Here is a 20,760-nt window from a genome sequence, read left to right as displayed (position 1 = left end):
GTCTCCTCAGCGGAGGGTGTTCCAGATGATGAGGGCCAGCGCCCAGGTGAGAACGACGACTCCCCAGTCGCGTCCTCTCCAGGGCTCGTCGGTCATCTCGGTGCGCCGTCGGTGGGCGCCGAAGGCGCGTGAGTCCATGGACAGGGCGACGCGCTCGGCGTGCTGGATGGCCAGGATCATCAGCGGCAGGATGGAGCCGATCCAGCGGACCACAGGCGCGAGCATCCCCCAGCGGCCGCCGACCCCGCGCAGCGCCCTGGCGGTGCGCAGGAGGACGAAGTCGCCGTGGAAGCGGGTGATGAAGGCGATGGCCGCGGTCCCCGCCGCCCCGAGGCGGTAGGGCATGTGGAAGGTAGTGGTCAGGGTGCGGATGAGGGCCTCGGGGTCGGTGGAGACGCCCGAGACGAGGACCAGTGCGATGAGCGCACCGATGCCGGTCCCTCCCGTCACCGCGTCACCCAGGTCGTAGAGGCGCGCAGCGGTCTCCTGGTGGTGGACCCCGCTGCTGAAGATCCAGATCATGAGCGCAGTGACCGCCCAAGGGGCGACCACCGAGGCCATGGTGCGTCTCAGGGAGGCGCGCGCGGCGACGATGAGGACCGAGGATGTCAGCAGGACGCCCAGGTTGAGGTGATGGTTGCGCAGAGCGAAGACCATCACCATGACCGGCAGGACCGACGCGAAGAGGGTGAGGGGGTTGAGCGAGGTGAACAGGCCTCGCCGTGGCTGGGGTCGGTGCGGTACCGGGGCGGGCTCGGGCAGACCGACGCGCGAGTCCGCTGCTCCGGTTCCGGCCGCCCCGGGCAGGGCGACGATGTGGGTGCAGTGCTCCAGGGCGAGCTCGAGGTCGTGGGTGGCCATGATGACCGTGCGGCCCTGGTGGCGCAGCTGGTCGATGAAGTCCATGAGCTCACAGGTGTTGTCCCAGTCCTGCCCGTAGGTGGGCTCGTCGAGGACGACGACGTCGCGCTCCTCGCTGACCATGGTGGCCACCGAGAGCCTGCGGGCCTGGCCGCCCGAGAGGGTCAGGGGATGGTGGTCCCGGTGGACGGCCAGGTGGAACTGCTCGAGGAGCTCACTGACCCGCTCCGGCGAGGTCCCTCCGACGGCGAGCTCTGCCCCGACGGTGGTGGCCACGAACTGGTGCTCGGGGTTCTGGAAGACGTATCCGACCAGGTGCCTGCCCTTGCCGACGTCCCGGCCACCGACCGTTGCCTTGTCGGCCCGCGAGCGGACGAGTCCGGCCAGGGCGGACAGGATCGAGGACTTGCCCGCGCCGTTGGGCCCGACCAGCGCCACGAGCTCGCCACCACCCAGACGCAGAGACACCCGGGGCGCGCGCCCCGGGACCTCGAGGTCGACCAGCTCGACACTGGTTCGAGCCTCGGGCCGGGGGCGGCCGGCGAGTACCTCGCGGGTGTCGATGGCCTCGACCTGCTGCCAGCTCTCAGCGGAGCCGGGCGCCTGTTTCTCCAGGTAGCGCACCTCGCCGTCCGCGCACAGATCAGCGAGCCGCGGCACTCGGATTCCGGCCTCGGCGCAGGTCAGGGCCGCCTCCGAGGCCTGCGTCCCCGCGGGGAGGTCGTCGCCGGCCTCACGCAGGGCTCGGGGCATCCACACTCCGGCATCGTTCAGCTCAAGGCGGTGGCTCATGAAGACCTCCCGCGGCGAGCCGACGGCGATGGTCCGCCCGTCGGCGTTGAGGGCCAGGACCTGATCGACGATGGGCAGTACCGGGTCGAGGTCGTGGTCGATGACGACGACCGCAGTCCCGGAGGTGGTCAGGGAGGAGATGAGGGTGTAGAACTCCTCCCGGCCGGTGGCATCGATAGTGCTGGTCGGCTCGTCGAGCACGAGGAGCTGTGGGCGCATGGCCAGGGCGACGGCCAGCGCGAGCCGTTGACGCTGCCCGCCCGAGAGCGTCCAGGGGTCGTCCCAGATGCGCTCGATGAGTCCCACCGCGCGCAGGGCCTGCTCGACCCGCGCGGTGATCTCCGGCCTGGTCAGGCACAGGTTCTGCAGCGGGAAGGCGACATCGTCGTGGACGGTGCGGGTGACGACGGCGGCGTCGGGGCTCTGGCCGACGTAGGCGACGGTCTGGGCCAGGTTCTGGACGGTGGCGTCGGCAACCTCGGTGCCGGCCAGTCTCAGGCTGCCGGCGTACTCCGAAGGCAGGCAGTGCGGGATGAGGCCGCACAGCGCACGCACGAGGGTGGTCTTGCCGCAGCCCGAGGGGCCGATGACGGCGGTGACCTGAGCGCGCAGGTGGGTCAGGTCGACGGCATCCAGGACCCAGCTCTCGCGTCCGAGGTAGTGGACGCTCAGGCCCTCGATGCTCACCAGTGCCGGATCGGCCGGCTCTCCCAGAGGCTGCCCCACCTCCGGAGCAGCCGGTGCGGCCGGCACTGTCTCAGGCACGGCCGGCCGTGCGGTGATCGATGCCGACGCCGGCGCGGTTGAGCAGTCGGGTCAGGACAATGGTGAGGCCGCCGCCAACCAGGGCCGAGACCACGGCGATGACGACGCCGGCGCTCGCCGAGGCCATACCCGCTGAGGCACCCATGACGGAGACGTACATGATGCCGTTGAGCAGGCCAAAGGTTGCCGCTGAGATGAGGAAGGACCACCAGGTCCACTTCCGGTAGAGCAGGATGGCCAGGGGCACCTCGACGAAGGCCCCGCCGATGAGGTTGCCGACGATGGCCGCGGGGCCGACCGGAGTGGTGAAGACGGACATGATGCCCATGAGAAGAGCCGCGATCATGACGGCGCCGGGGCGCCGCACGACGGTCGCCGGCAGCAGGTACGGCACGAGCCACAGCCCCATGATCGCGCAGCCCAGGAGCACAGCGTCTCGGGAGGCTCCCGCCGCCGGAGCCAGGTAGTTCAGCGGAACCAGGAGGATCATGGAGACGACCGCCAGTGCGGCGATCATCATGAGGTTGCGGGTTCCCAGGGCGGAGTCGGCCAGACCTGAGCGCGATGAGGTGTGAACCGAGGGCCTGTCCGGCTCAGTGGCGACCGGCGTGCGGTTGGTGGTGCTCATGCTTTCTCCTTGCGTGTTCTCACGGGTCACGGTGACCGCTCCGGCCTCGTGCCGGAGCCCGGGGCGCGCCTGGGCGGGCACGCCGGCGTGATGACCGCACATCTACCCCGCCACCAACTCGTTTTGCAAATCATTATCATTATTGACTTGCTCAGAGAAATGTCTGACCCGAGCCGCGCATCGACACGCCGAACGAACCAACCCAGAGACATCACCCCAAGAGGCGGCACACCTCGCGGCTTTGGTGAGGCACACCTAAGTGTCTACTCCTTCTCGGGACTTCACGCAAGGGTCGACCAGGCCCCGGGCCGTCAGGGAGCACCCGGGCCCGACCGTTGAAAAGACGGGAAAAACTAGTAGTGGACAGCACTCAAGGGCGACGGGGCCCAGGCCCCCAGGAGTCTCAGCCCGGCGCACCCAGGCCGCCGCGGCCCACGAGGTCGATGCGGTGCATCTCCTCGGGGCGCAGGTCCAGCACCCGCTGGGTCAGGGACTCGGCGGCCTCGTGGGCCGTCTCCAGCGGGTCCGGCAGGTCCACGGGCGCAGTGGGCGGTGAGTCCAGGCGCAGGCTCTCCCAGGAGACGGAGAAGTCGGCTCCCACCTCCAGGCAGGCCGCCACGAAGGCACCCCGGAGGGCGGCGCGCGTGGCCGGTGGCGTCTGGCGGGCGCGCTCGATCTCCTCCGGATCGCACAGATTCACGATGGCCCCCTGGGCGACCAGGCGCGGAACCAGTCCGGTCTCGGCGTTGAGGTCGTGGTAGGCCAGGTCCACCCGCGAGCGCAGGGTCTCCAGGGACTGGCCGCTCAGCTGGGGGTGGCGCTCACGCTGGGCGCGCATGAGGCGACGCTTGATGGCCCAGTCGATCTCGGTGTCGATGGCGCCGTCGTCGTGGCGGCGCAGCGCGGAGATGACGCGTGGCGCCAAGTCGGTGAGCAGATGCTCGGCACCGCACAGGAAGTCCGGCACTCCGGCGTCGTCCAGGTAGGAGGTCAGCCGCTCCAGGAAGGCCTCCTGGATGTCGACGGCGCTCAGGCACCGGCCCTGGACGGTGGTGGCGGGCACGTCCCCCCAGGGGCTCTCCCCCAGTGCGGACAGCGTGACCAGAGGGGCGGCCAGGGTCAGGTCGCTGAAGTCCCATCCCACCTCGAGGGCGTCCAGGAGCAACAGGGTCACGGCGCTGCGCAGGCCCGTCGTCGGCTCGGCCATGGTGGTGTCGGCGCAGGTGACGTGCAGGCGGCGCAGGCGGGTGGCGTCGGCGTGGGGCTCGTCGCGGGTGTTGACCAGGGCGCGCTGCCCGGTGGTGTCGGCCGAGGTCAGGGCCTGCAGGTGGGGAGCGCGCGGTGACAGACCCCAGGCGGCCTCCTCCCCCGCACCGCGGCTGCCGTCGTTCGGCTCCGTCGGGCCGCCTGCCAGTGGGCGCCCGGAGCCGACCAGGACGGGACGCGTGGCCAGGAAGGAGGTGAGGACCGCCATGGTGGTCTCGCTGCTGGCGGCCGATGCGTCGTCGGTGGCGTCGAGCAGGCTGCGGGGCACGGAGTAGCTCTCGTGGCAGCCGTAGGTGTGGCCGGCGGAGTCGGTGTTGTTGGCCAGGAGGTGGAAGCGGACTGCGGTCCCCTCCTGGGAGAGGCCCGCGGCGGCACGCGTGGCCATGTCGGCCAGGATCGCCCGGCCGGCCTGGTCCTGGGCGACGAGGTCGCGCACGCTCACGCACTCGGCGGTGGCGTACTCGGGGTGGGCACCGATGTCGAGGTAGAGGCGCCCGCCGTTGGGCAGGAAGAGGTTGGTGCTGCGGTAGCCGACCGGCCGGTGACGGAAGATGAGCGCCGCCGCCCGCTCGACATCCGGCAGGTCCTCCTTCGTCGCTTCCGACGGCCCCGCGGGGGCGCACAGGAGGCCGAACTCGGTCTCCAGGCCGGTGACGCGCGGCCCCGGGGCGCTGGCGCTCACTGGCCGCCCTTCTGGACGAAGCCGCGCACGAACTCCTGGGCGTCGACGGCCAGGACGTCGTCGATCATGTCCAGCACCGAGTCCAGGCCCTGGCCTCGGGCGGGGCCGGCGGGGGCGGGGGTCGGGTCGTCGTCGGGGGCGGGATCGTCCTGGCGGCTGCGGGACGGCTGGGCGAACTCACTCATGTCTGCTCTCCTGACAGGGTGGCGGATGTGGTCACTGCTTCGGCGGCTCGCCCCGGGTCGCCGGGGCGCTCGCCCGTGAGGCGCGCGAGGACCTCGACGACGTCGGCGGCGTCCTTGAGGACCGGCGCCGTGGCGGTGCGGGTGAAGGACAGGGGGTCGGTCAGGGGAAGGCGGCGCTGGGCCCTCTCACCGGTCTCCAGGACCATGGAGTGCCAACCGGCGGCGACCACCTGCCCGGGGAAGTCGCTCACGAGCCTACCCCTGAGCCAGGCCCGGGTCGTGGTGGGCGGCTGGCCGAGGGCCGCCTCCACCACCTCGTCGCTGAGCCCACCGCGTGCGTCGACGCCGGCGGGAACCCGCTCGGCCAGGCCCCTCCCGGCCGGGGAGAGCTCGGACCAGGCCAGGTCGACGGCGTGGAGGACGTCGTGTCCGCCGGCGCCGGGATGGCGGCGGGCGGTGGCGTCCAGGAGCTGCTTCTTGGCGACCCACTCCAGGTGCCCGGCCGCTCCTTGCGACTCCCCCGGCTCGTGGCCACCGGCGCACTGGGCCTGCAGCTCGCGCAGGGAGGCCAGTGAGGCCTCCCAGAAGGTGAGGATCGCGCCGGTCTCGGCGCCGTCGGTATCGGCGCCGTCGGCCAGCGCGGCCAGGTCCGGGCGCAGGGGGTCGCCTTGCGGCGCCGGCACGGGGCGGCCGTGGTCCTTCAGGTGGCTGCGCACCGCCTGCAGGTAGTGCTCCAGGATCTCCAGGGCGCTCAGGCGCCGCCCGTCGTCCAGCTCCAGCGTGCCTTGAAGGCGGGTGTCACGGGAGACGTCTCGGGCCTGGGTCACGGGGTCTGCCAGACGCAGGCGGCGCCAGGCGGCGGGGACGCCGTCGGCCAGCACCTGGAGGACGAGGGCGGTCATGCCGAGCTTGAGCCAGGCGATGGTGTCGAAGCAGTTGGCGTCACCGGCCACCAAGTGAAGACGGCGCCAGCGCTGAGGGTCGGCGTGGGGCTCGTCGCGGGTGTTGACCAGGGGGCGGTCCACTGTGGTGCCCAGGCCGACGATCCTCTCCAGGTAGTCGGCCCGCTGGCTGATCTGGAAGTCGGCGCCCTGGGCGATAGCGCCGGTGCCGACCCGGCCCGAGCCCACCAGGAGCGGGCGGACCACGAGCAGGGGGACCAGGGCCTGGACGAGGTCGTCGAAGTCGAGGGCGCGGGGCACGAGGTAGTTCTCGTGGGTGCCGTAGGTGGCGCCCTTGCCGTCGACGTTGTTCTTGAACAGCCGGGCCTTCACCCCGCGCCGGCGCAGCCGCTCGGCCCCGCTGGCCACCAGGAGGTCCCCCGCCCGGTCGGCCAGGACGGCCTGTGCGGCACCGGTGCACTCGGGTGTGGCGTACTCGGGGTGACCATGGTCCACGTAGAGGCGCCCGCCGGTGCCCACGCAGGTGGCGGTGCCGCGCTGCCAGGCCTCCTCCTGGGCGGTCAGGCGCACGACGGCGGTGGTGCGCACCCGTCCGGGGACGGGGGCCTGGACGGAGGCGGCTCCGGGGATGTCGGTGAGCATGGAGGGGTCGGCCGCTGCGCGGTCCATCTCGAAGCCACGGGCATCACGCAGGGGGTACTCCCCGGAGTAGTCCCAGCGCACGCCTCGGCTCCGCCCCGCCTCACCCTCGGCCTCCAGGCAGGCGGCCACGACGTCCTCGGGCTCGGCTCCGAGGATGCCGTACTCGGTCTCCAGGCCCATGACCGTGACCCCACGGCCGGGGCCCCGCTGGGTGCTCGCCGGCGCCACGGCACTCACTCCTCCCGCGAGCGCTGGAGCACGCTCATGGAGACCACCGGCGTACCGCGCCTCCCGCTGACGCGGGCCCAGTCATCGGGGTGGACGGTGGCGGGCAGGCCCTCGTTCTCCATGATCTCCTCGATGATGGCGCGGCGCAGGTGCTCGGACGTCAGGCCGCGCCTGCCCTTGGTGACCAGGTCCTTGACAGCTGCCTTCTTGGCGCGGTCGACGATGTTGGCGAGCATGGCGCCGCTGACGAGGTCGGCGACGTGGAGGATCTCGATCTCCCCGTCGGCGCGGGTGAGCTCGACCATCTCGGTGGCGCGGCGGCGGGTGTAGAGGGCCTCGATCACCTGCTCGATGAGGGCGTCCACCGCGCCCTGCGCGTCGCCGTGTGCCGCCAGGAGCTCCTCGCTGATGGGGAGGTCGGGGGTCAGGTATGTCGCCAGGATCTCGGCGGCGCCGCGCCGGTCCGGCCTGCCGATGCGGATCTTGACGTCGAGGCGGCCCGGCCGCAGGATCGCCGGGTCGATCATGTCCTCGCGGTTGGTAGCACCGATGACCACGACGTTGTCGAGCTCGTCGACGCCGTCGATCTCGGCGAGCATCTGCGGGACGACGGTGGTCTCCACGTCCGAGGAGCGCCCGGACCCGCGGGTGCGGAACAGGGAGTCCATCTCGTCGAAGAAGACGACGACGGGCACGCCGGTGGCCGCCTTCTCCCGGGCGCGGGCGAAGATGACGCGGATGCGCCGCTCGGTCTCCCCCACGTACTTGTCCAGCAGCTGGGGGCCCTTGATGTTGAGGAAGTAGGCCTCGCCGCGCCCGCCGGCCCCCAGGGAGGCGGCGACGGCCTTGGCGATGAGGGTCTTGCCGCATCCGGGCGGCCCGTAGAGCAGCACCCCGCGCGGCGGGGTGAGCCGGTGCTCGCGGTAGAGGTCGGGGTGGAGGAAGGGCAGCTCGACGGCGTCGCGGATGAGCTCGATCTGCTCGCCCAGTCCCCCGATGTCGCCGTACCCGACGTCGGGCACCTCCTCCAGGACGAGCTCCTCGACCTCGGAGCGCACCACGGGGCGCAGCGCCATGCGCACGGCCAAGTCGGCCACGAGGGCGTCACCGACCCGAGGGCGGTGGTCGCTCAGGGTCTCCGAGAGGCTGAGGACCTGCTCCTCGTCGTGACGGGCCAGGACCAGGACGGTGCCGTCGTCGTAGGTCTCCTTGACGGTGACGACCTCCCCGAAGCGCGGTGACGGGCAGGTGGCGGTGATGACAAGGTGCTCGTTGAGGACGACGTCGTCACCGGGGTGGAGGGAGGAGGACACGACGCCGGGTCCCACGCCCACCCGGTGGCGCCGCCCGGCGATGGAGACGTCGGCGGTGCGTGCGGTGGCGTCCACGGCCAGGACGGTGGCGTGCGCCAGGGGCGGGAGCTGGAGGGCCTTGACGTCCTCGTGGAGGGCTGCCAGCTCCTGGCGCGCCGCCCTGAGGGCGTTGGCCAGATGGGTGTTCTTGCGGCTGAGGACGCCGGCGTGCTCGCTGAGCTCCCGCAGGCGGTCGGTGACGTCCCCTCCGGACTGGCCGCCTACCTGCGCCGACGGCTCCTGGGAGACGCCCATCAGCGCCTGCGCCACCGGGTCCTTGTGCTCCGCAGGCTTCTCATCCATGCGCGTCCTCCTCGACTGCGGCCGGGGCCGCTGCGGTCCCCCTCGCTCCGTGTTGGTACAAGCGTACCAATCCGCGCCCGTTTCGTAACCCGCATCCATGTCTATTCCAGGTCTATTCCATGTCTGTGAGGAAGGCGCAGCGCCGCCGACGCCCGCCGACCTCACACCGCAGCCGGTCGAGGCCCCGGGGCCCGCCGTGACAGAATCGACCCATGTCTGAGATCCCCACGAGCCACACCGCTCCCCCATCATCGTCCAGCCGTCTGCTGCCCTCCGAGCCCCACAGCCCGCGAGTGCCGGCCAAGGTGTCGACCGACGGCCTGGAGACCACCTGGGGCGAGCGCTGGGAGTCCGAGGGGACCTACGCCTTCGACCGCAGCGCCGAGCGCGCCGAGGTCTTCTCCATCGACACCCCGCCGCCGACGGTCTCCGGCTCCCTGCACGTGGGGCACGTCTTCTCCTACACCCACACCGACACCGTGGCCCGCTTCCAGCGCATGCGCGGCAAGGCGGTGTTCTACCCCATGGGCTGGGACGACAACGGCCTGCCCACGGAGCGCCGCGTCCAGAACTACTTCGGGGTGCGCTGCGACCCCTCCCTGCCCTACGACCCGGACTTCACTCCCCCGCACACCGGCGGGGAGGGCAAGTCGATCAAGGCGCGCGACCAGGTGCCGGTCTCGCGTCGCAACTTCGTCGAGCTGTGCGAGCGCCTCACGGTGGAGGACGAGAAGCAGTTCGAGGCCCTGTGGCGCCGCCTGGGCCTGAGCGTGGACTGGTCGCACACCTACCAGACCATTGGCGAGCGGGCCCGCAAGGTCGCCCAGACCGCCTTCCTGCACAACCTCGAGCGCGGGGAGGCCTACCAGGCCGCGGCGCCCGGTCTGTGGGACGTCACCTTCCAGACGGCGGTGGCTCAGGCCGAGCTGGAGTCGCGCGAGTACCCCGGCTTCTACCACCGCCTGGCCTTCCACATCGTCGATGAGGCCGCCGCCGCCAAGGCCGAGGCCGCCGGCGCCCCGGTGGAGAACGGCGTCGACGTGTGCATCGAGACCACCCGCCCCGAGCTGCTGCCCGCGTGCGTGGCCCTGGTGGCCCACCCCGACGACGAGCGCTACCAGCCCCTGTTCGGCACCACCGTGTCCTCCCCCGTCTTCGGCGTCGAGGTGCCGGTCCTGCCGCACCCGGCCGCGGAGAAGGACAAGGGCGCCGGCATCGCCATGTGCTGCACCTTCGGTGACACCACGGACATCGACTGGTGGCGCGACCTGCAGCTGCCGCTGCGAGCGATCCTGCGCAAGGACGGGCGCATCGAGACCGAGACCCCCGAGTGGATCACCTCCCCGGCCGGCCGCGAGATGTACGAGGCCATGGCCGGCAAGACCACCTTCTCGGCCCGCGAGGCCCTCGTGGCCCGCCTGGCCCAGACCGGTGAGATGCGCGGCGAGCCCGTCAAGACGGTGCGTCAGACCAACTTCTTCGAGAAGGGCGACAAGCCCCTGGAGATCGTCACCTCCCGCCAGTGGTACATCCGCAACGGCGGCAAGGAGTGGACGAACCCGGCCTCCGGCGCAGACCTGCGCGAGGAGCTGCTCGCGCGCGGCCGCCAGCTGGAGTTCCACCCCGACTTCATGCGCGTGCGCTACGAGAACTGGGTGCGCGGCCTCAACAACGACTGGCTGGTCTCGCGTCAGCGCTTCTTCGGCGTCCCCTTCCCGCTGTGGTACCAGGTCGGGGCCGACGGCGAGGTCGACTACAACGCGATCCTGACGCCGGCCGAGTCCGAGCTGCCCGTGGACCCCTCCTCCGACGTCCCGGCCGGCTACACCGAGGACCAGCGCGGCGAGCCCGGTGGTTTCGTCGGTGAACTCGACATCATGGACACCTGGGCCACTTCCTCCCTCTCTCCCCAGCTGGCCTCGGGCTGGCTGAGCGACGAGGACCTCTTCGGCCGGGTCTACCCGATGGACCTGCGCCCGCAGGGGCAGGACATCATCCGCACCTGGCTGTTCACCACGGTGGTGCGCGCGAACCTGGAGTTCGCGGCCCTGCCGTGGACGAATGCCGGCCTGTCGGGCTGGATCCTGGACTCCGACCACAAGAAGATGTCCAAGTCGAAGGGCAATGTCGTCACCCCCATGGGCCTGCTGGAGCAGTACGGCTCCGACGCCGTGCGCTACTGGGCCAGCTCGGCCCGCCTGGGCCTGGACGCGGCCTTCGAGGAGACCCAGATCAAGATCGGCCGTCGCCTGGCCATCAAGGTCCTCAACGCCTCCAAGTTCGCCCTGTCCATGGGGCTCCCGTGGGACGCCGATGAGGCCACCGTGGCCGCGGCCCCCGCCCCCTGCCTGGACGCCTCGGTGGTCAGTGAGCCGATCGACCGTGCGGTCCTGGCGGCTCTGGCCGATGTCGTCGACGCCGCCACGGCGGCCTTCGAGGAGTTCGGTCACGCCCGGGCCCTGGAGGTCACCGAGTCCTTCTTCTGGACCTTCTGCGATGACTACATCGAGCTGGTCAAGGACCGGGCCAATGACTTCGACGGATCTCACGACGCGGCCGCCGTCCGCTCGGCGCGGGCGACGCTGGCGATCGCCGTGGACACCTTCGTGCGCCTGCTGGCCCCCTTCCTGCCCTTCGCGACCGAGGAGGTGTGGAGCTGGTACCGCACCGGCTCGGTGCACAGGGCCGCCTGGCCGCAGTCCGATGGTCTGCGGGAGGCCTCCGCCGGGGCCGACGCCGAGCTGGTGGCCCGGGCGGGAGTCGCCCTGGCGGCACTGCGCAAGGTGAAGTCGGAGGCCAAGACGAGTCAGAAGACGCCGATCCTCTCGGTGACGCTGGCCGTTGCTGCCGACCGGCCCGAGTACGCCGAGGCCATCGAGGCGGTGCGTGCGGACCTGACGGAGGCCGCCAAGGTGACTGGCACCTTCACTGTGGAGCAGGCCGCCCCGGCAGCCGACTCGGCTGAAGGCGCTTCCCCGGTGGCCGTGACCGCCGCCGAGCTCGGCGAGGCCCCGGCCAAGAAGAAGTGAGCCGCGAGCACCCGGTCCTGTGACGAACGGTGGCGCCGTCCCCCTTGGGCGGCGCCACCGTCGTCGTCGATCTGCTCAGCGCTCCCTGACGACGGTCTCATACACTCGTCTCGATGACGATCAGCCTGAAGCCCCTGGATGCCGCCGACCGCGAGTCCTTCATCGCCGACCTGCAGGAGGCCTTCGAGCACTTCGTGGGCGACGCACGAGACTCATTCATCGACACATCCCTGCTCGAGGACGGAACCGTCAACCCCGCCGCCCCTCCGATCCTTCCGCGAGAGGACATTGAGGAGTCACTCAGCAGGTCCGATGCCCAGGCTCTACGCATCATTGAGGACGGCACTGCGGTCGGCGGCGTTATCCTCACAGTGGAGGGAGATCGCGGAGAGGTCGAGATTATCGCGATCAATGCGAGCGCGCACGGGCGCGGCATCGGCGCACGCGCATGGACCGCCATCGAGGAGGCGTACCCCGATGTGCGGGAGTGGGAGCTGGTGACCCCTTACTTCGAGGTGCGCAACATCCACTTCTACGTCAACAAGTGCGGTTTTCATATCGTGGAGTTCTTCAACGAGCGCCATCCGGATCCCTCCGACCCCGACAAGGACAAAGAGCGTTCCTTCCGTTTCGTCAAGCATGTGGAGCGCCCGAAGTAGGGAGTAGGCAGACTCCATACCGGCTCCGGCTAAATCGAACAGCGCGCCGTGGAGCCGCGGTCGGTGAGGACGGCGGGCATGAGCCCTCGGTGCTGGGCCTGGTCCGGTTCTCCTCTGAGGCATCTGAGCAGGAGCGAGCCCGCCTCGACCCCCATGGCCTCCCGGTCTACGCTGAGCTCGCTGAAGGCCTCCCCGTGGCGGCCGCTGCCCTGGGTGATCCCGAGGGTGAGCACGGACAAGTCGGCGGGAACGGACAGCCCGTGAGCCTGCGCCGCGCAGGCCAGTCCCACCACGGCGGCGGGGTTGTTGGACAGGACGGCGCTGCACCCCTCGATGAGGCCGCCGGCTCCCACGATCTCGGCTCCGGCCAGCGCCGCTTCCGGCACCTGGCGCACCAGGACCTCCACCCCCAGCTCCTGGGCGGCGCGCAGGAGCTCGCGGGCCTGGTCCTGGCGGGCGTGAGCGTCATCGGAGGCGGTCTCCCGCATGAGCGCGACGATGCGACGGTGCCCGAGCTCGGACAGGTGCTCCACACCGGTTCGGGCCATCTGAGCGAAGTTCGCGTCAATGCCGGGCGCCCCACCGGCGCGATCCGAGGATCCGATGAGGACGGTGGGAACCTTCTCCTCCAGCAGCATCGCCTCGCGCTCATCGCCGTCGGCCACGTCCATGAGAACCACCCCGCCCAGGGCGCCGGAGCGCACGAGCGAGCGCAGTTCGATCAGCGGCGCCGAGGAGGTCATGACCGGGATGACGACCTGGATTCCGCTGGGCGTCAGTGCGCGACGCACACCATCGACGTAGTCCAGGTCGTTGGCGTCGATCGTGGAGCGCTGGCGCCGGAAGAGGACTCCCACGGTGCGCAGCACCCGCGAGGCCAGTGAGCGGGCAGCGGTGTTGGGGTGGTAGTCGAGCTCGCGCACGGCCCGCATGACCCGCTCCCGCGTGCTCGAGCTCGTCGAGCGCTGACCGCTCAGGACGTAGGTGACGGTCGAGGGCGACACCCCCGCCGCCCGGGCCACATCAGCGCGGGTCGCCGCCATCGGTTCCTCCGGCGGAGGCATCCAGCCAGCAGGCGCCGTTGGGTGGTAAGACGACGGCGCCCGCAGCCTCCACGGCATTCGCTGCAGTCGACCCGTCAGTCTCGCTCCGGCGCCAGGAGGTGATGAGGGTCCTGCCGGCCCCCTCGATCGTCACCGGCTGCTCGGTGGTGTTGAGAACGATCGCGGTGGTGCCGTTGCGCAGGTGCAGGACCCCGGGCTCGCTGTCCAGCCACTCCACTGACCCGCGCCCGAGTCGGAGCTCGCGGCGCAGGGCGATGGCCCGCCGGTACAGGGTGAGGGTGGAGTCCTCGTGCCCCTCCTGGGCCTGGGGCGAGTACTCTCCCCAGCCCTCGGGTTGGGGCAGCCAGGTGCGGCCGGTGGCGTTGTAGCCGTAGGAGGCCCCGTCCCGCGTCCAGGGCAGGGGGACCCGGCAGCCGTCGCGCCCCGGTACGAGGTGGTTGGTGCGCTCCCACAGGGGGTCCTGGCGGGCCTCGTCCTCCATGGTGGTGTGCTCGGGCAGTCCGAGCTCCTCGCCCTGGTAGAGGTAGGCGCTGCCGGGCAGCCCCAGCATGAACAGGGTGGCGGCGCGCGCTCGGGCCAGGCCGAGCTCGGCGTCGGGCTGGGGGTCCTTGGGGCCGATCCCGGGGTCGGTGTCCATGTCGGCGGGGTAGGCCAGGCGGGAGGCGTGGCGCACGACGTCGTGGTTGGACAGCACCCAGGTGGCGGGCGCCCCCACGGCGCCGTATTCGCTCAGGGAGACATCGATGACACGGCGCAGCGCGTCGGCGTCCCATCCGGCGCCCAGGAAGGGGAAGTTGAAGGCCTGGCTCATCTCGTCGGCGCGCACGTACTGGGCGGCATCAGCCTCCGTGGGCACCCAGGCCTCGGCGACCAGGAGGATGTCCTCGCCGACCTCGTCCAGGACACGGCGCCACTCACGGTAGATGTCGTGGACCCCGGGCTGGTTGAAGGCGGGTCCGACATCGGGCAGCTTCTCATGGGCCGCGTCCTCATCCGGGGAGCCGGCGACGTTCCACCGGTCGGGGCCGAGGTCGTCGTCGGGCAGGCCCTCGGCCTTGACCAGACCATGGGCGACGTCCACGCGGAAGCCTTCGATACCACGCTCCACCCAGAAGCGCAGGAAGGTGCGGAAGTGCTCGTGGACGTCCGCGTTGGACCAGTTGAAGTCGGGTTGCTCAGCTGCGAACAGGTGGAGGTAGTACCAGCCCCGGTCCTCACTGCGGCCGGTGAGTGGCTCCACCGGCTGCCAGGCCGGCCCGCCGAAGAGCGAGCCCCAGTTGTTCGGGGCGCCGTCGTCGCTGTGGCGGAAGATGTAGCGGTCGCGCTCGGGGGACCCCGGACCCGCCTCCAGGGCGGCGCGGAACCAGGCGTGCTGGTCGGAGGAGTGGTTGGGCACCAGGTCGACGATGACGCGGATGCCGGCCTCATGGAGGTCGGCGATGAGGGCGTCGAGATCCTGCAGGGACCCATACTCGGGAGCCAGGTCGAAGTAGTCCGAGACGTCGTAGCCGGCGTCGACCTGGGGCGAGGGGTAGAAGGGCGAGAGCCACACGGCGTCCACGCCGAGCGCCACCAGGTGGTCGACGTGCTCGCGGATCCCTTGGATATCACCGATACCGTCGCCGTTGGCGTCGGCGAAGGAGCGCGGGTAGATCTGGTAGATGACAGCATCGCGCCACCAGGCGTCGGTGTCGGTGCGCGGCAGGAGGCCCTGCGGGCGGGCACTGGTCGAGGTCATGAACAGGTCCTATGTCAGGCCGCGGCGCTGCGGTCAGGTGGGTGAAGATGAGGGAGTAGGAGGTCGGAGGCAGCCGGCCTCGTCCCGAACGCCCTCTGCGGGGCGGCAGCACGGTGGTGCCGCCCCGCAGAGACGAACGGTTAATGGGATGGCTCTCCGGTGAGCCGGGCCCGGGCTTACAGCCGCCCTACTGCTTGAGACCTCCTGCGGCCAGTCCGGCCACGATCCGGCGCTGGAAGAGCAGCACCATGATGACCAGCGGCAGCGTCATGATGACTCCCGCCGCCATCTGTGAGCCGAAGGGCGTGTTGAACTGGGAGTCCCCGGTGAACTTCGACAGCAGCACCGTGGCCGGCTGCATGGAGGGGTTGATAATCATCGTGACGGCCACGAGGAACTCGTTCCAGGCGCCGATGAAGATGATGATGGCGGTGGTGAAGATTCCCGGCGCGGCCAGCGGGAGGATGACCTTGCGGAAGGCCTGGCCGGGGGTGCATCCGTCAACCATGGCGGACTGCTCGAGCTCCTGGGGCATCTGCCGGAAGAAGCTCGTCAGGTTCCACACCGCCAGCGGCAGAGAGAAGGACAGATCCGGGACGATCATCGCCTGATAGGTGTCCGTCCAGCCCCAGGCGGCGAAGTTCTTCAGCAGGGGCACAATGATGGCCACGAGCGGGAACATCGAGGTGGCGATGATGAGGAGCATCAACACACCCTTGCCCCGGAAGTCGAGGCGCGCCAGGGCGTAAGCGGTGAAAGTCGCCACCGCCAGCGCCACGATCGTCACGATGATCGAGACGACCAGGGAGTTGATGAGGCCGTTGGCGAAGTCGTTCTTCTCGGAGAAGACCGCCTTGTAGTTCTCGAAGGAGGGGTGGCGGGGCCACCAGCTGTTCTCGAAGATCTCACTGTCGGGGCGCAGGGAGGAGACCAGCATCCAGTAGAAGGGCGCCAGGCAGTAGATGACGATGAGGACGATGCCGACGGTGGAGAAGAGGCTTCCCCAGTCCCTCTTGGTCTTGCGGACCGGTGCGGCGGTGGAGGTGCTCATGCCTGCTGGCTCCTTTCAGTAGCCGTCTGGGAGGCCGGGGTGGAGGAGCCGGAGCGCTTGAAGAAGGCGCTGACCGGCAGCTTGCGCTCATTGCGCTTGCGTCGGGCCTCGTCGTTACCACTGATGTCGGTGTTGGTGATCTTCAAGAACGCGACGGCGAAGACGAAGACGTAGAGGAACAGGATGAGGGCGTAGGCCGCGGCGCTGCCGTAGCGGGAGTTGGAGCTCTCGTCCTGGACCAGCATGGAGAGGGTCTCCACGCTGCCCTTCCTGGGGCCGATGAGGATGTAGGGCAGGTCGAACATGCGCAGGGCGTCCAGGGCACGGAAGACCACGGCCACGACGAGCGCGGGCTTGACCAGCGGCAGGGTGATGGAGGTGAAGCGTTTCCAGGCGCTCGCGCCGTCGATCTTGGCGGCCTCGTAGACCTCATCGGGAATGAGCTGGAGCCCGGCCAGGGTGAGCAGCCCGATGTAGGGGGCCGTCTTCCACACGTCGGCGATGATGATGGCCGCCTTGGCGCTCAGGTCCCCCGAGGCCCACATGACGTGCCGGCCCAGGATGGCGTTGGCGACACCGTTCTGGTTGAAGATCCACCCCCACAGGATGGCGGAGACGGCGGTGGGGATCGCCCAGGGCACGAGGATGGAGGCGCGCACAATGCCGCGCCCCTTCATCGCCTTGTGCATGATGAGCGCCATGGCCACGCCCAGAACGGTCTCCAGGACCACGGTGACCACGCCGAAGAGGGTCGTGTTGTAGAAGGCCACCCAGAACCTCTCACCGGCGCTGGAGAAGATGTCGGTGTAGTTCTTCAGGCCCACAAAGGGCTCAGTGGTGGAGAAGAAGCCGTCGTCCTTCAGCCGGGGACGCCCGAAGAGCGACTGGTAGAGGGACTGAGCGATGGGGATGAGGATGACGATCGTCAGCACCAGCACCGTGGGCGAGATGAGCATCCAGGCCAGACGGGCCTGCGCCTTGGAGCTCTTGGACTGGTGATTGACGACTTGCTCGGAGTGCGTCGTGGTACTCATGACTGTCCTTTGACCGTCCTTGTTGACATGACCGATTTGTCTCAGGGAGCGCCGCCCGCGGCGGCGGCCGTTGCTGTGGCCTTACCCCTCCAGCTTCTTCAGGTTGCTGCTCAGGCCGGCGATGACGTCCTTGGAGGACCGGCTCCCCGGCTGCTGGATCGCGGGATAGATGTTGTCCTGGATCTTCGCGGTGACGTCGCCGTAGTAGACGGCCTGAGGACGGCTCTTGGCGTTCTCGAGGCTCTTCTTGAGGATCGGCAGGTAGGGGAACTCCTTGAGGAGCTCGGGATCCTCATAGAGGGATCCGAGGATTGGTGCGAGCGTCTGGGTCTTGAGCTGGTAGCGCTGGGACTCCTCGTTGATCCACCACTTGACGAACTTCAAGGCGGTCGCCTTGTTCTTGGAACCCTTGGTGATGGCGCAGTTGTGCCCACCCAGCGTGGAGACGAAGGACTTGCCGTCGATGCTCGGTAGCGGTGCGACGTCGAACTTCTCCGTTCCCAGGGACTCCTTGTTGTTGGCGTACTGGTAGGGCCACTGCCGGTAGAAGAGGAGGTCGCCCGACTCGAAGGCGTTACGTCCGTCCTCCTCCTTCCACTCCAGGGACTCCTTGGGGATGTAGCCCTTGGCGAAGCCGTCGATGAGCCACTGCAGACCGGTGGCCGACTCGGTGGAGTCAAGGATGACCTGGGCGTCTTCGTTGTAGAAGCCACCGCCGGCGGTGTGGATGAACTCCGAGGCGCAGCAGGTCAGGCCCTCATACTTGGCGAACTGACCGCCGAACCCTCCGATGTCCTTGTGGTCGGGCAGGGCCCGGACCTTGTCGATGGCGGCCTTGACCTCATCCCAGGTCTTGGGGACCGCCACACCGGCCTTCGCCAGGAAGTCCTTGCGGTAGTACATCATCGGAGCATCAGTGACGAAGGGGACCGCGAAGAGCTTGTCCTTGTACACGCCCGTCTTCCAGACGGGTTCCAGGATGTCGTCATTCTTGAGCTCGTCCTGGGGCAACTCGACCACCCACCGGTTGGCGGCGAACTCCGAGACCCAGACATTGTCCAGGGAGACGACGTCGTAGGCGTTGGAGTTGATTCTGGCGGCGTTGACGAGAGCGGTGCGCTGCTGGTCGGCCTCGGCGGAGAGCTCGATGAGCTTGACCTCCTCACCGGGATGAGCCTTGTTCCACTCATCGATCCTGGCCTGCACCTTGCCGCCCGAGTTGTCCTTGCCCTGGACCCAGGTGATCGGTCCGGTGCCTTCAAAAGTGACGGGGCCGTCGTCGTCTCCGTGGGAGGTGGCGCAGGCCCCGACGGAGGCCAGTGCCGCAGCCAGGGCCGAGCCCTGGATGAACTGACGACGGGGTAGGGGTGTCATGTGTGTTTCCTCCTTGAAACTGCTGCGGAGCCCACCGGCTCCGTTCCGGAAGGACCCACATCGTCGACGCGCGTCGACTTGGGCATGAGATGCACGTTACACATCTGCAACCGACCGGTCAAACCTAATTCGCGCTTGTCGTCTCAGAATCCTTGAGAGGAACCTCCGAACCGCAGGCTGCCTTCCCACCACCCGCACCCCGCGATCCCCACGAGACCACCGCGTACCGCCTGTGAAAACCTCCACAGCACCGCTCTCCTTCTCTCACCTCAACGGTGCGCCGCCCTGACCGTCGCCTGACACAATGAGGCCGTGAGCTCTCACCCCTCCTCGCCCCAGGCCACCAGCACCAGGCCGCCGCGCTATCCCGGCCACATGGCCGGCGGGGTCTCCAGCACCGAGATCCCCTTCCAGCCCGAGGCGCACTGGTCGGTGCCGTGGCTGCTCGCCGACCGCATCGCCCGCAGCGGCGACCGGCCACTGGTGGCCCGCAAGTCGCCCCTGTCGGGGGACTGGCAGGAGGTCTCGGCCCGAGCCTTCGGCGAGGAGGTGGCCCACGTGGCCGCGGGTCTCATCGGCATGGGGCTGGAAGCGGGCACCGCCGTCGGCATCATGGCGCACACCTCCTACGACTGGTTCCTCCTGGACATGGCCATCGCCCGCGCGGGCCTCATCTCCGTGCCCATCTACGAGACGAGCTCGGCCGAGCAGGTCGAGTGGATCGTCACCGACGCCGACGTGCGTGTGGTCATCACCGAGAGCGGCACGCTGGCCGAGCTCGTGCGCGGCGCCGTCGCCGGTATCGAGCAGCCGGTGAGGGTCCTCGCCCTGGACGCGGACGCGATCACCACCATCGTCCAGGCGGGCTCGGGCGTCAGCCCCTCCCAGGTCGACCAGCGCTCCAACGCCCTCACGGTCGACGACGTCTACTCCATCATCTACACCTCCGGTACCACGGGCCGCCCCAAGGGCGTCGAGCTCACCCACCGCAACGCCGTCGGCATCCCGTATCACGGGGTGCGCTACCTGCCCGGAGTCCTGTGGGGCACCAACGTGCGCCTGCTGCTGTTCCTGCCGCTGGCACACGTCTACGCCCGCTGCCTCCAGCTGCTGTCCCTGGCCGGCGAGGGCGTGCTGGGCCACACCCCCGACGCCAAGACCCTCCTGCCCGACCTGCAGTCCTTCGCTCCCTCCTACATCCTGGCCGTCCCGCGCGTCCTGGAGAAGATCTACAACGCCGCCGATGCCAAGGCCGGCAGCGGCGCCAAGCTCAAGCTGTTCCGTTGGGCCGCCAAGGTCGCCATCGCCTACTCCCGCGCTCTGGACACCCCTCAGGGCCCCTCCCGCGGCCTGCGTCGGGCGCACGCCATGGCCGACCGTCTCGTCTTCCGCAAGATCCGGGGACTCATGGGACCCAATGCCCGTTTCATCATCTCCGGCGGAGGGCCGCTGGGGCAGCGCCTGGGGCACTTCTACCGCGGCCTGGGCCTGGCCATCCTGGAGGGCTACGGCCTGACCGAGACCATCGGCCCGGTCAGCGTCAACACCGACTGGCTCAACAAGATCGGCACCGTCGGCCCGCCCGTCTGCGGCAACGAGATCCGCATCGGTGAGGATGAGGAGATCCAGGTCCGCGGTATCGGAGTCTTCTCCACCTACCACAACAACCCCTCGGCCACCGCCGAGGCCTTCACCGCCGACGGCTGGTTCCGCACCGGTGACATCGGTGCCCTCGACGAGGACGGCTACCTGCGCATCACCGGACGCAAGAAGGAGCTCATCGTCACCGCCGGAGGCAAGAACGTCGCCCCCGCCCAGCTCGAGGACCGCCTGCGCGGTCACCCGCTCATCAGCCAGGTGCTCGTCATCGGGGACGGGGAGCCCTTCATCTCCGCGCTCATCACCCTGGACAAGGAGATGCTCCCCCAGTGGCTGCGCAACCACGGGCTGGCGGCGATGGACGTGGTTGAGGCCTCCTCCCACCCGCAGGTGCTCGCCGCCCTGGACCGGGCCGTGGCGCGCACGAACCGCGCAGTCTCCCGGGCCGAGTCGATCCGTACCTTCCGGGTGCTGGCCACCGACTTCACCGAGGCCAACGGCCTGCTCACCCCGTCGCTGAAGGTCAAGCGCGGCCCGGTCATGGAGGCCCACGCCGACGTCATCGCGGACATCTACAGCTCCACGCGCAAAGGGCCGCAGGAGTAA

Annotated in this window: 14 protein-coding genes; 3 read left to right on the top strand and 11 right to left on the bottom strand. The window is 69.6% G+C overall.

What is annotated here, in order from left to right:
* Nucleotides 1–6 precede the first annotated feature (6 nt).
* The 6 genes from AB7V09_RS00855 to arc form a co-directional block, all read right to left on the bottom strand.
* Nucleotides 7–2,340 carry an ATP-binding cassette domain-containing protein gene (locus AB7V09_RS00855; RefSeq protein ID WP_419142773.1) on the bottom strand — a complete coding sequence of 778 codons (2,334 nt, stop codon included), beginning with the start codon at nucleotides 2,338–2,340 and terminating at the stop codon, nucleotides 7–9.
* A 70-nt stretch (nucleotides 2,341–2,410) separates the two neighbouring features.
* Nucleotides 2,411–3,046 carry an ECF transporter S component gene (locus tag AB7V09_RS00850; RefSeq protein WP_419142642.1) on the bottom strand — a complete coding sequence of 212 codons (636 nt, stop codon included), beginning with the start codon at nucleotides 3,044–3,046 and terminating at the stop codon, nucleotides 2,411–2,413.
* 403 nt (nucleotides 3,047–3,449) lie between these two features.
* Complete coding sequence (locus tag AB7V09_RS00845) at nucleotides 3,450–4,994, bottom strand: proteasome accessory factor PafA2 family protein (protein ID WP_419142641.1); 1,545 nt, start codon at nucleotides 4,992–4,994, stop codon at nucleotides 3,450–3,452.
* Nucleotides 4,991–5,179, bottom strand: coding sequence for a ubiquitin-like protein Pup (locus AB7V09_RS00840; RefSeq protein WP_003786115.1), 189 nt, complete (start codon nucleotides 5,177–5,179; stop codon nucleotides 4,991–4,993). The genes AB7V09_RS00845 and AB7V09_RS00840 overlap by 4 nt, the downstream gene beginning before the upstream one ends.
* Nucleotides 5,176–6,951, bottom strand: coding sequence for a proteasome accessory factor PafA2 family protein (locus AB7V09_RS00835; protein WP_419142640.1), 1,776 nt, complete (start codon nucleotides 6,949–6,951; stop codon nucleotides 5,176–5,178). Before AB7V09_RS00835 ends, AB7V09_RS00840 begins: the two co-directional genes overlap by 4 nt.
* Nucleotides 6,952–6,956: 5 nt before the next feature.
* A complete protein-coding gene (gene arc / locus AB7V09_RS00830) occupies nucleotides 6,957–8,606 on the bottom strand; it encodes a proteasome ATPase (protein WP_419142639.1) in 1,650 nt (549 codons plus the stop codon).
* A gap of 212 nt (nucleotides 8,607–8,818) precedes the next feature.
* On the opposite strand from arc, the gene valS reads away from it, so the two are divergent.
* Both valS and AB7V09_RS00820 read left to right on the top strand, forming a co-directional pair.
* On the top strand, nucleotides 8,819–11,635 hold the full coding sequence (valS, locus tag AB7V09_RS00825; RefSeq protein WP_419142638.1) for a valine--tRNA ligase: 2,817 nt from the start codon (nucleotides 8,819–8,821) through the stop codon (nucleotides 11,633–11,635).
* 113 nt (nucleotides 11,636–11,748) lie between these two features.
* Complete coding sequence (locus AB7V09_RS00820; RefSeq protein ID WP_075415097.1) at nucleotides 11,749–12,294, top strand: GNAT family N-acetyltransferase; 546 nt, start codon at nucleotides 11,749–11,751, stop codon at nucleotides 12,292–12,294.
* Nucleotides 12,295–12,323: 29 nt separating this feature from the next.
* Here the strand turns inward: AB7V09_RS00820 and AB7V09_RS00815 are convergent, their stop codons facing one another.
* The 5 genes from AB7V09_RS00815 to AB7V09_RS00795 all read right to left on the bottom strand — a co-directional run bounded on the left by AB7V09_RS00815 (nucleotide 12,324) and on the right by AB7V09_RS00795 (nucleotide 18,555).
* Entirely contained in the window at nucleotides 12,324–13,337 is a 1,014-nt protein-coding gene (locus AB7V09_RS00815) for a LacI family DNA-binding transcriptional regulator (protein ID WP_075415096.1), read from the bottom strand.
* Nucleotides 13,318–15,096 carry a glycoside hydrolase family 13 protein gene (locus AB7V09_RS00810; RefSeq protein ID WP_075415095.1) on the bottom strand — a complete coding sequence of 593 codons (1,779 nt, stop codon included), beginning with the start codon at nucleotides 15,094–15,096 and terminating at the stop codon, nucleotides 13,318–13,320. Before AB7V09_RS00810 ends, AB7V09_RS00815 begins: the two co-directional genes overlap by 20 nt.
* A 187-nt stretch (nucleotides 15,097–15,283) precedes the next feature.
* Complete coding sequence (locus tag AB7V09_RS00805; RefSeq protein ID WP_075415094.1) at nucleotides 15,284–16,147, bottom strand: carbohydrate ABC transporter permease; 864 nt, start codon at nucleotides 16,145–16,147, stop codon at nucleotides 15,284–15,286.
* Nucleotides 16,144–17,181 (bottom strand): carbohydrate ABC transporter permease, encoded by a 1,038-nt coding sequence (locus tag AB7V09_RS00800; RefSeq protein WP_009747866.1) that lies wholly within the window; start codon nucleotides 17,179–17,181, stop codon nucleotides 16,144–16,146. Before AB7V09_RS00800 ends, AB7V09_RS00805 begins: the two co-directional genes overlap by 4 nt.
* A gap of 81 nt (nucleotides 17,182–17,262) precedes the next feature.
* A complete protein-coding gene (locus AB7V09_RS00795) occupies nucleotides 17,263–18,555 on the bottom strand; it encodes an ABC transporter substrate-binding protein (RefSeq protein ID WP_075415092.1) in 1,293 nt (430 codons plus the stop codon).
* 312 nt (nucleotides 18,556–18,867) lie between these two features.
* On the opposite strand from AB7V09_RS00795, the gene AB7V09_RS00790 reads away from it, so the two are divergent.
* Nucleotides 18,868–20,760 (top strand): AMP-dependent synthetase/ligase, encoded by a 1,893-nt coding sequence (locus tag AB7V09_RS00790; RefSeq protein WP_309336013.1) that lies wholly within the window; start codon nucleotides 18,868–18,870, stop codon nucleotides 20,758–20,760.

This window comes from Actinomyces sp. SKVG-SVH-4(1), assembly GCF_048514265.1.
Classification (GTDB): Bacteria; Actinomycetota; Actinomycetes; order Actinomycetales; family Actinomycetaceae; genus Actinomyces; species Actinomyces oris.
The sequence above is the reverse complement of the archived record's forward strand: the minus strand, read 5'-3'. Positions and strand labels throughout refer to the sequence as shown.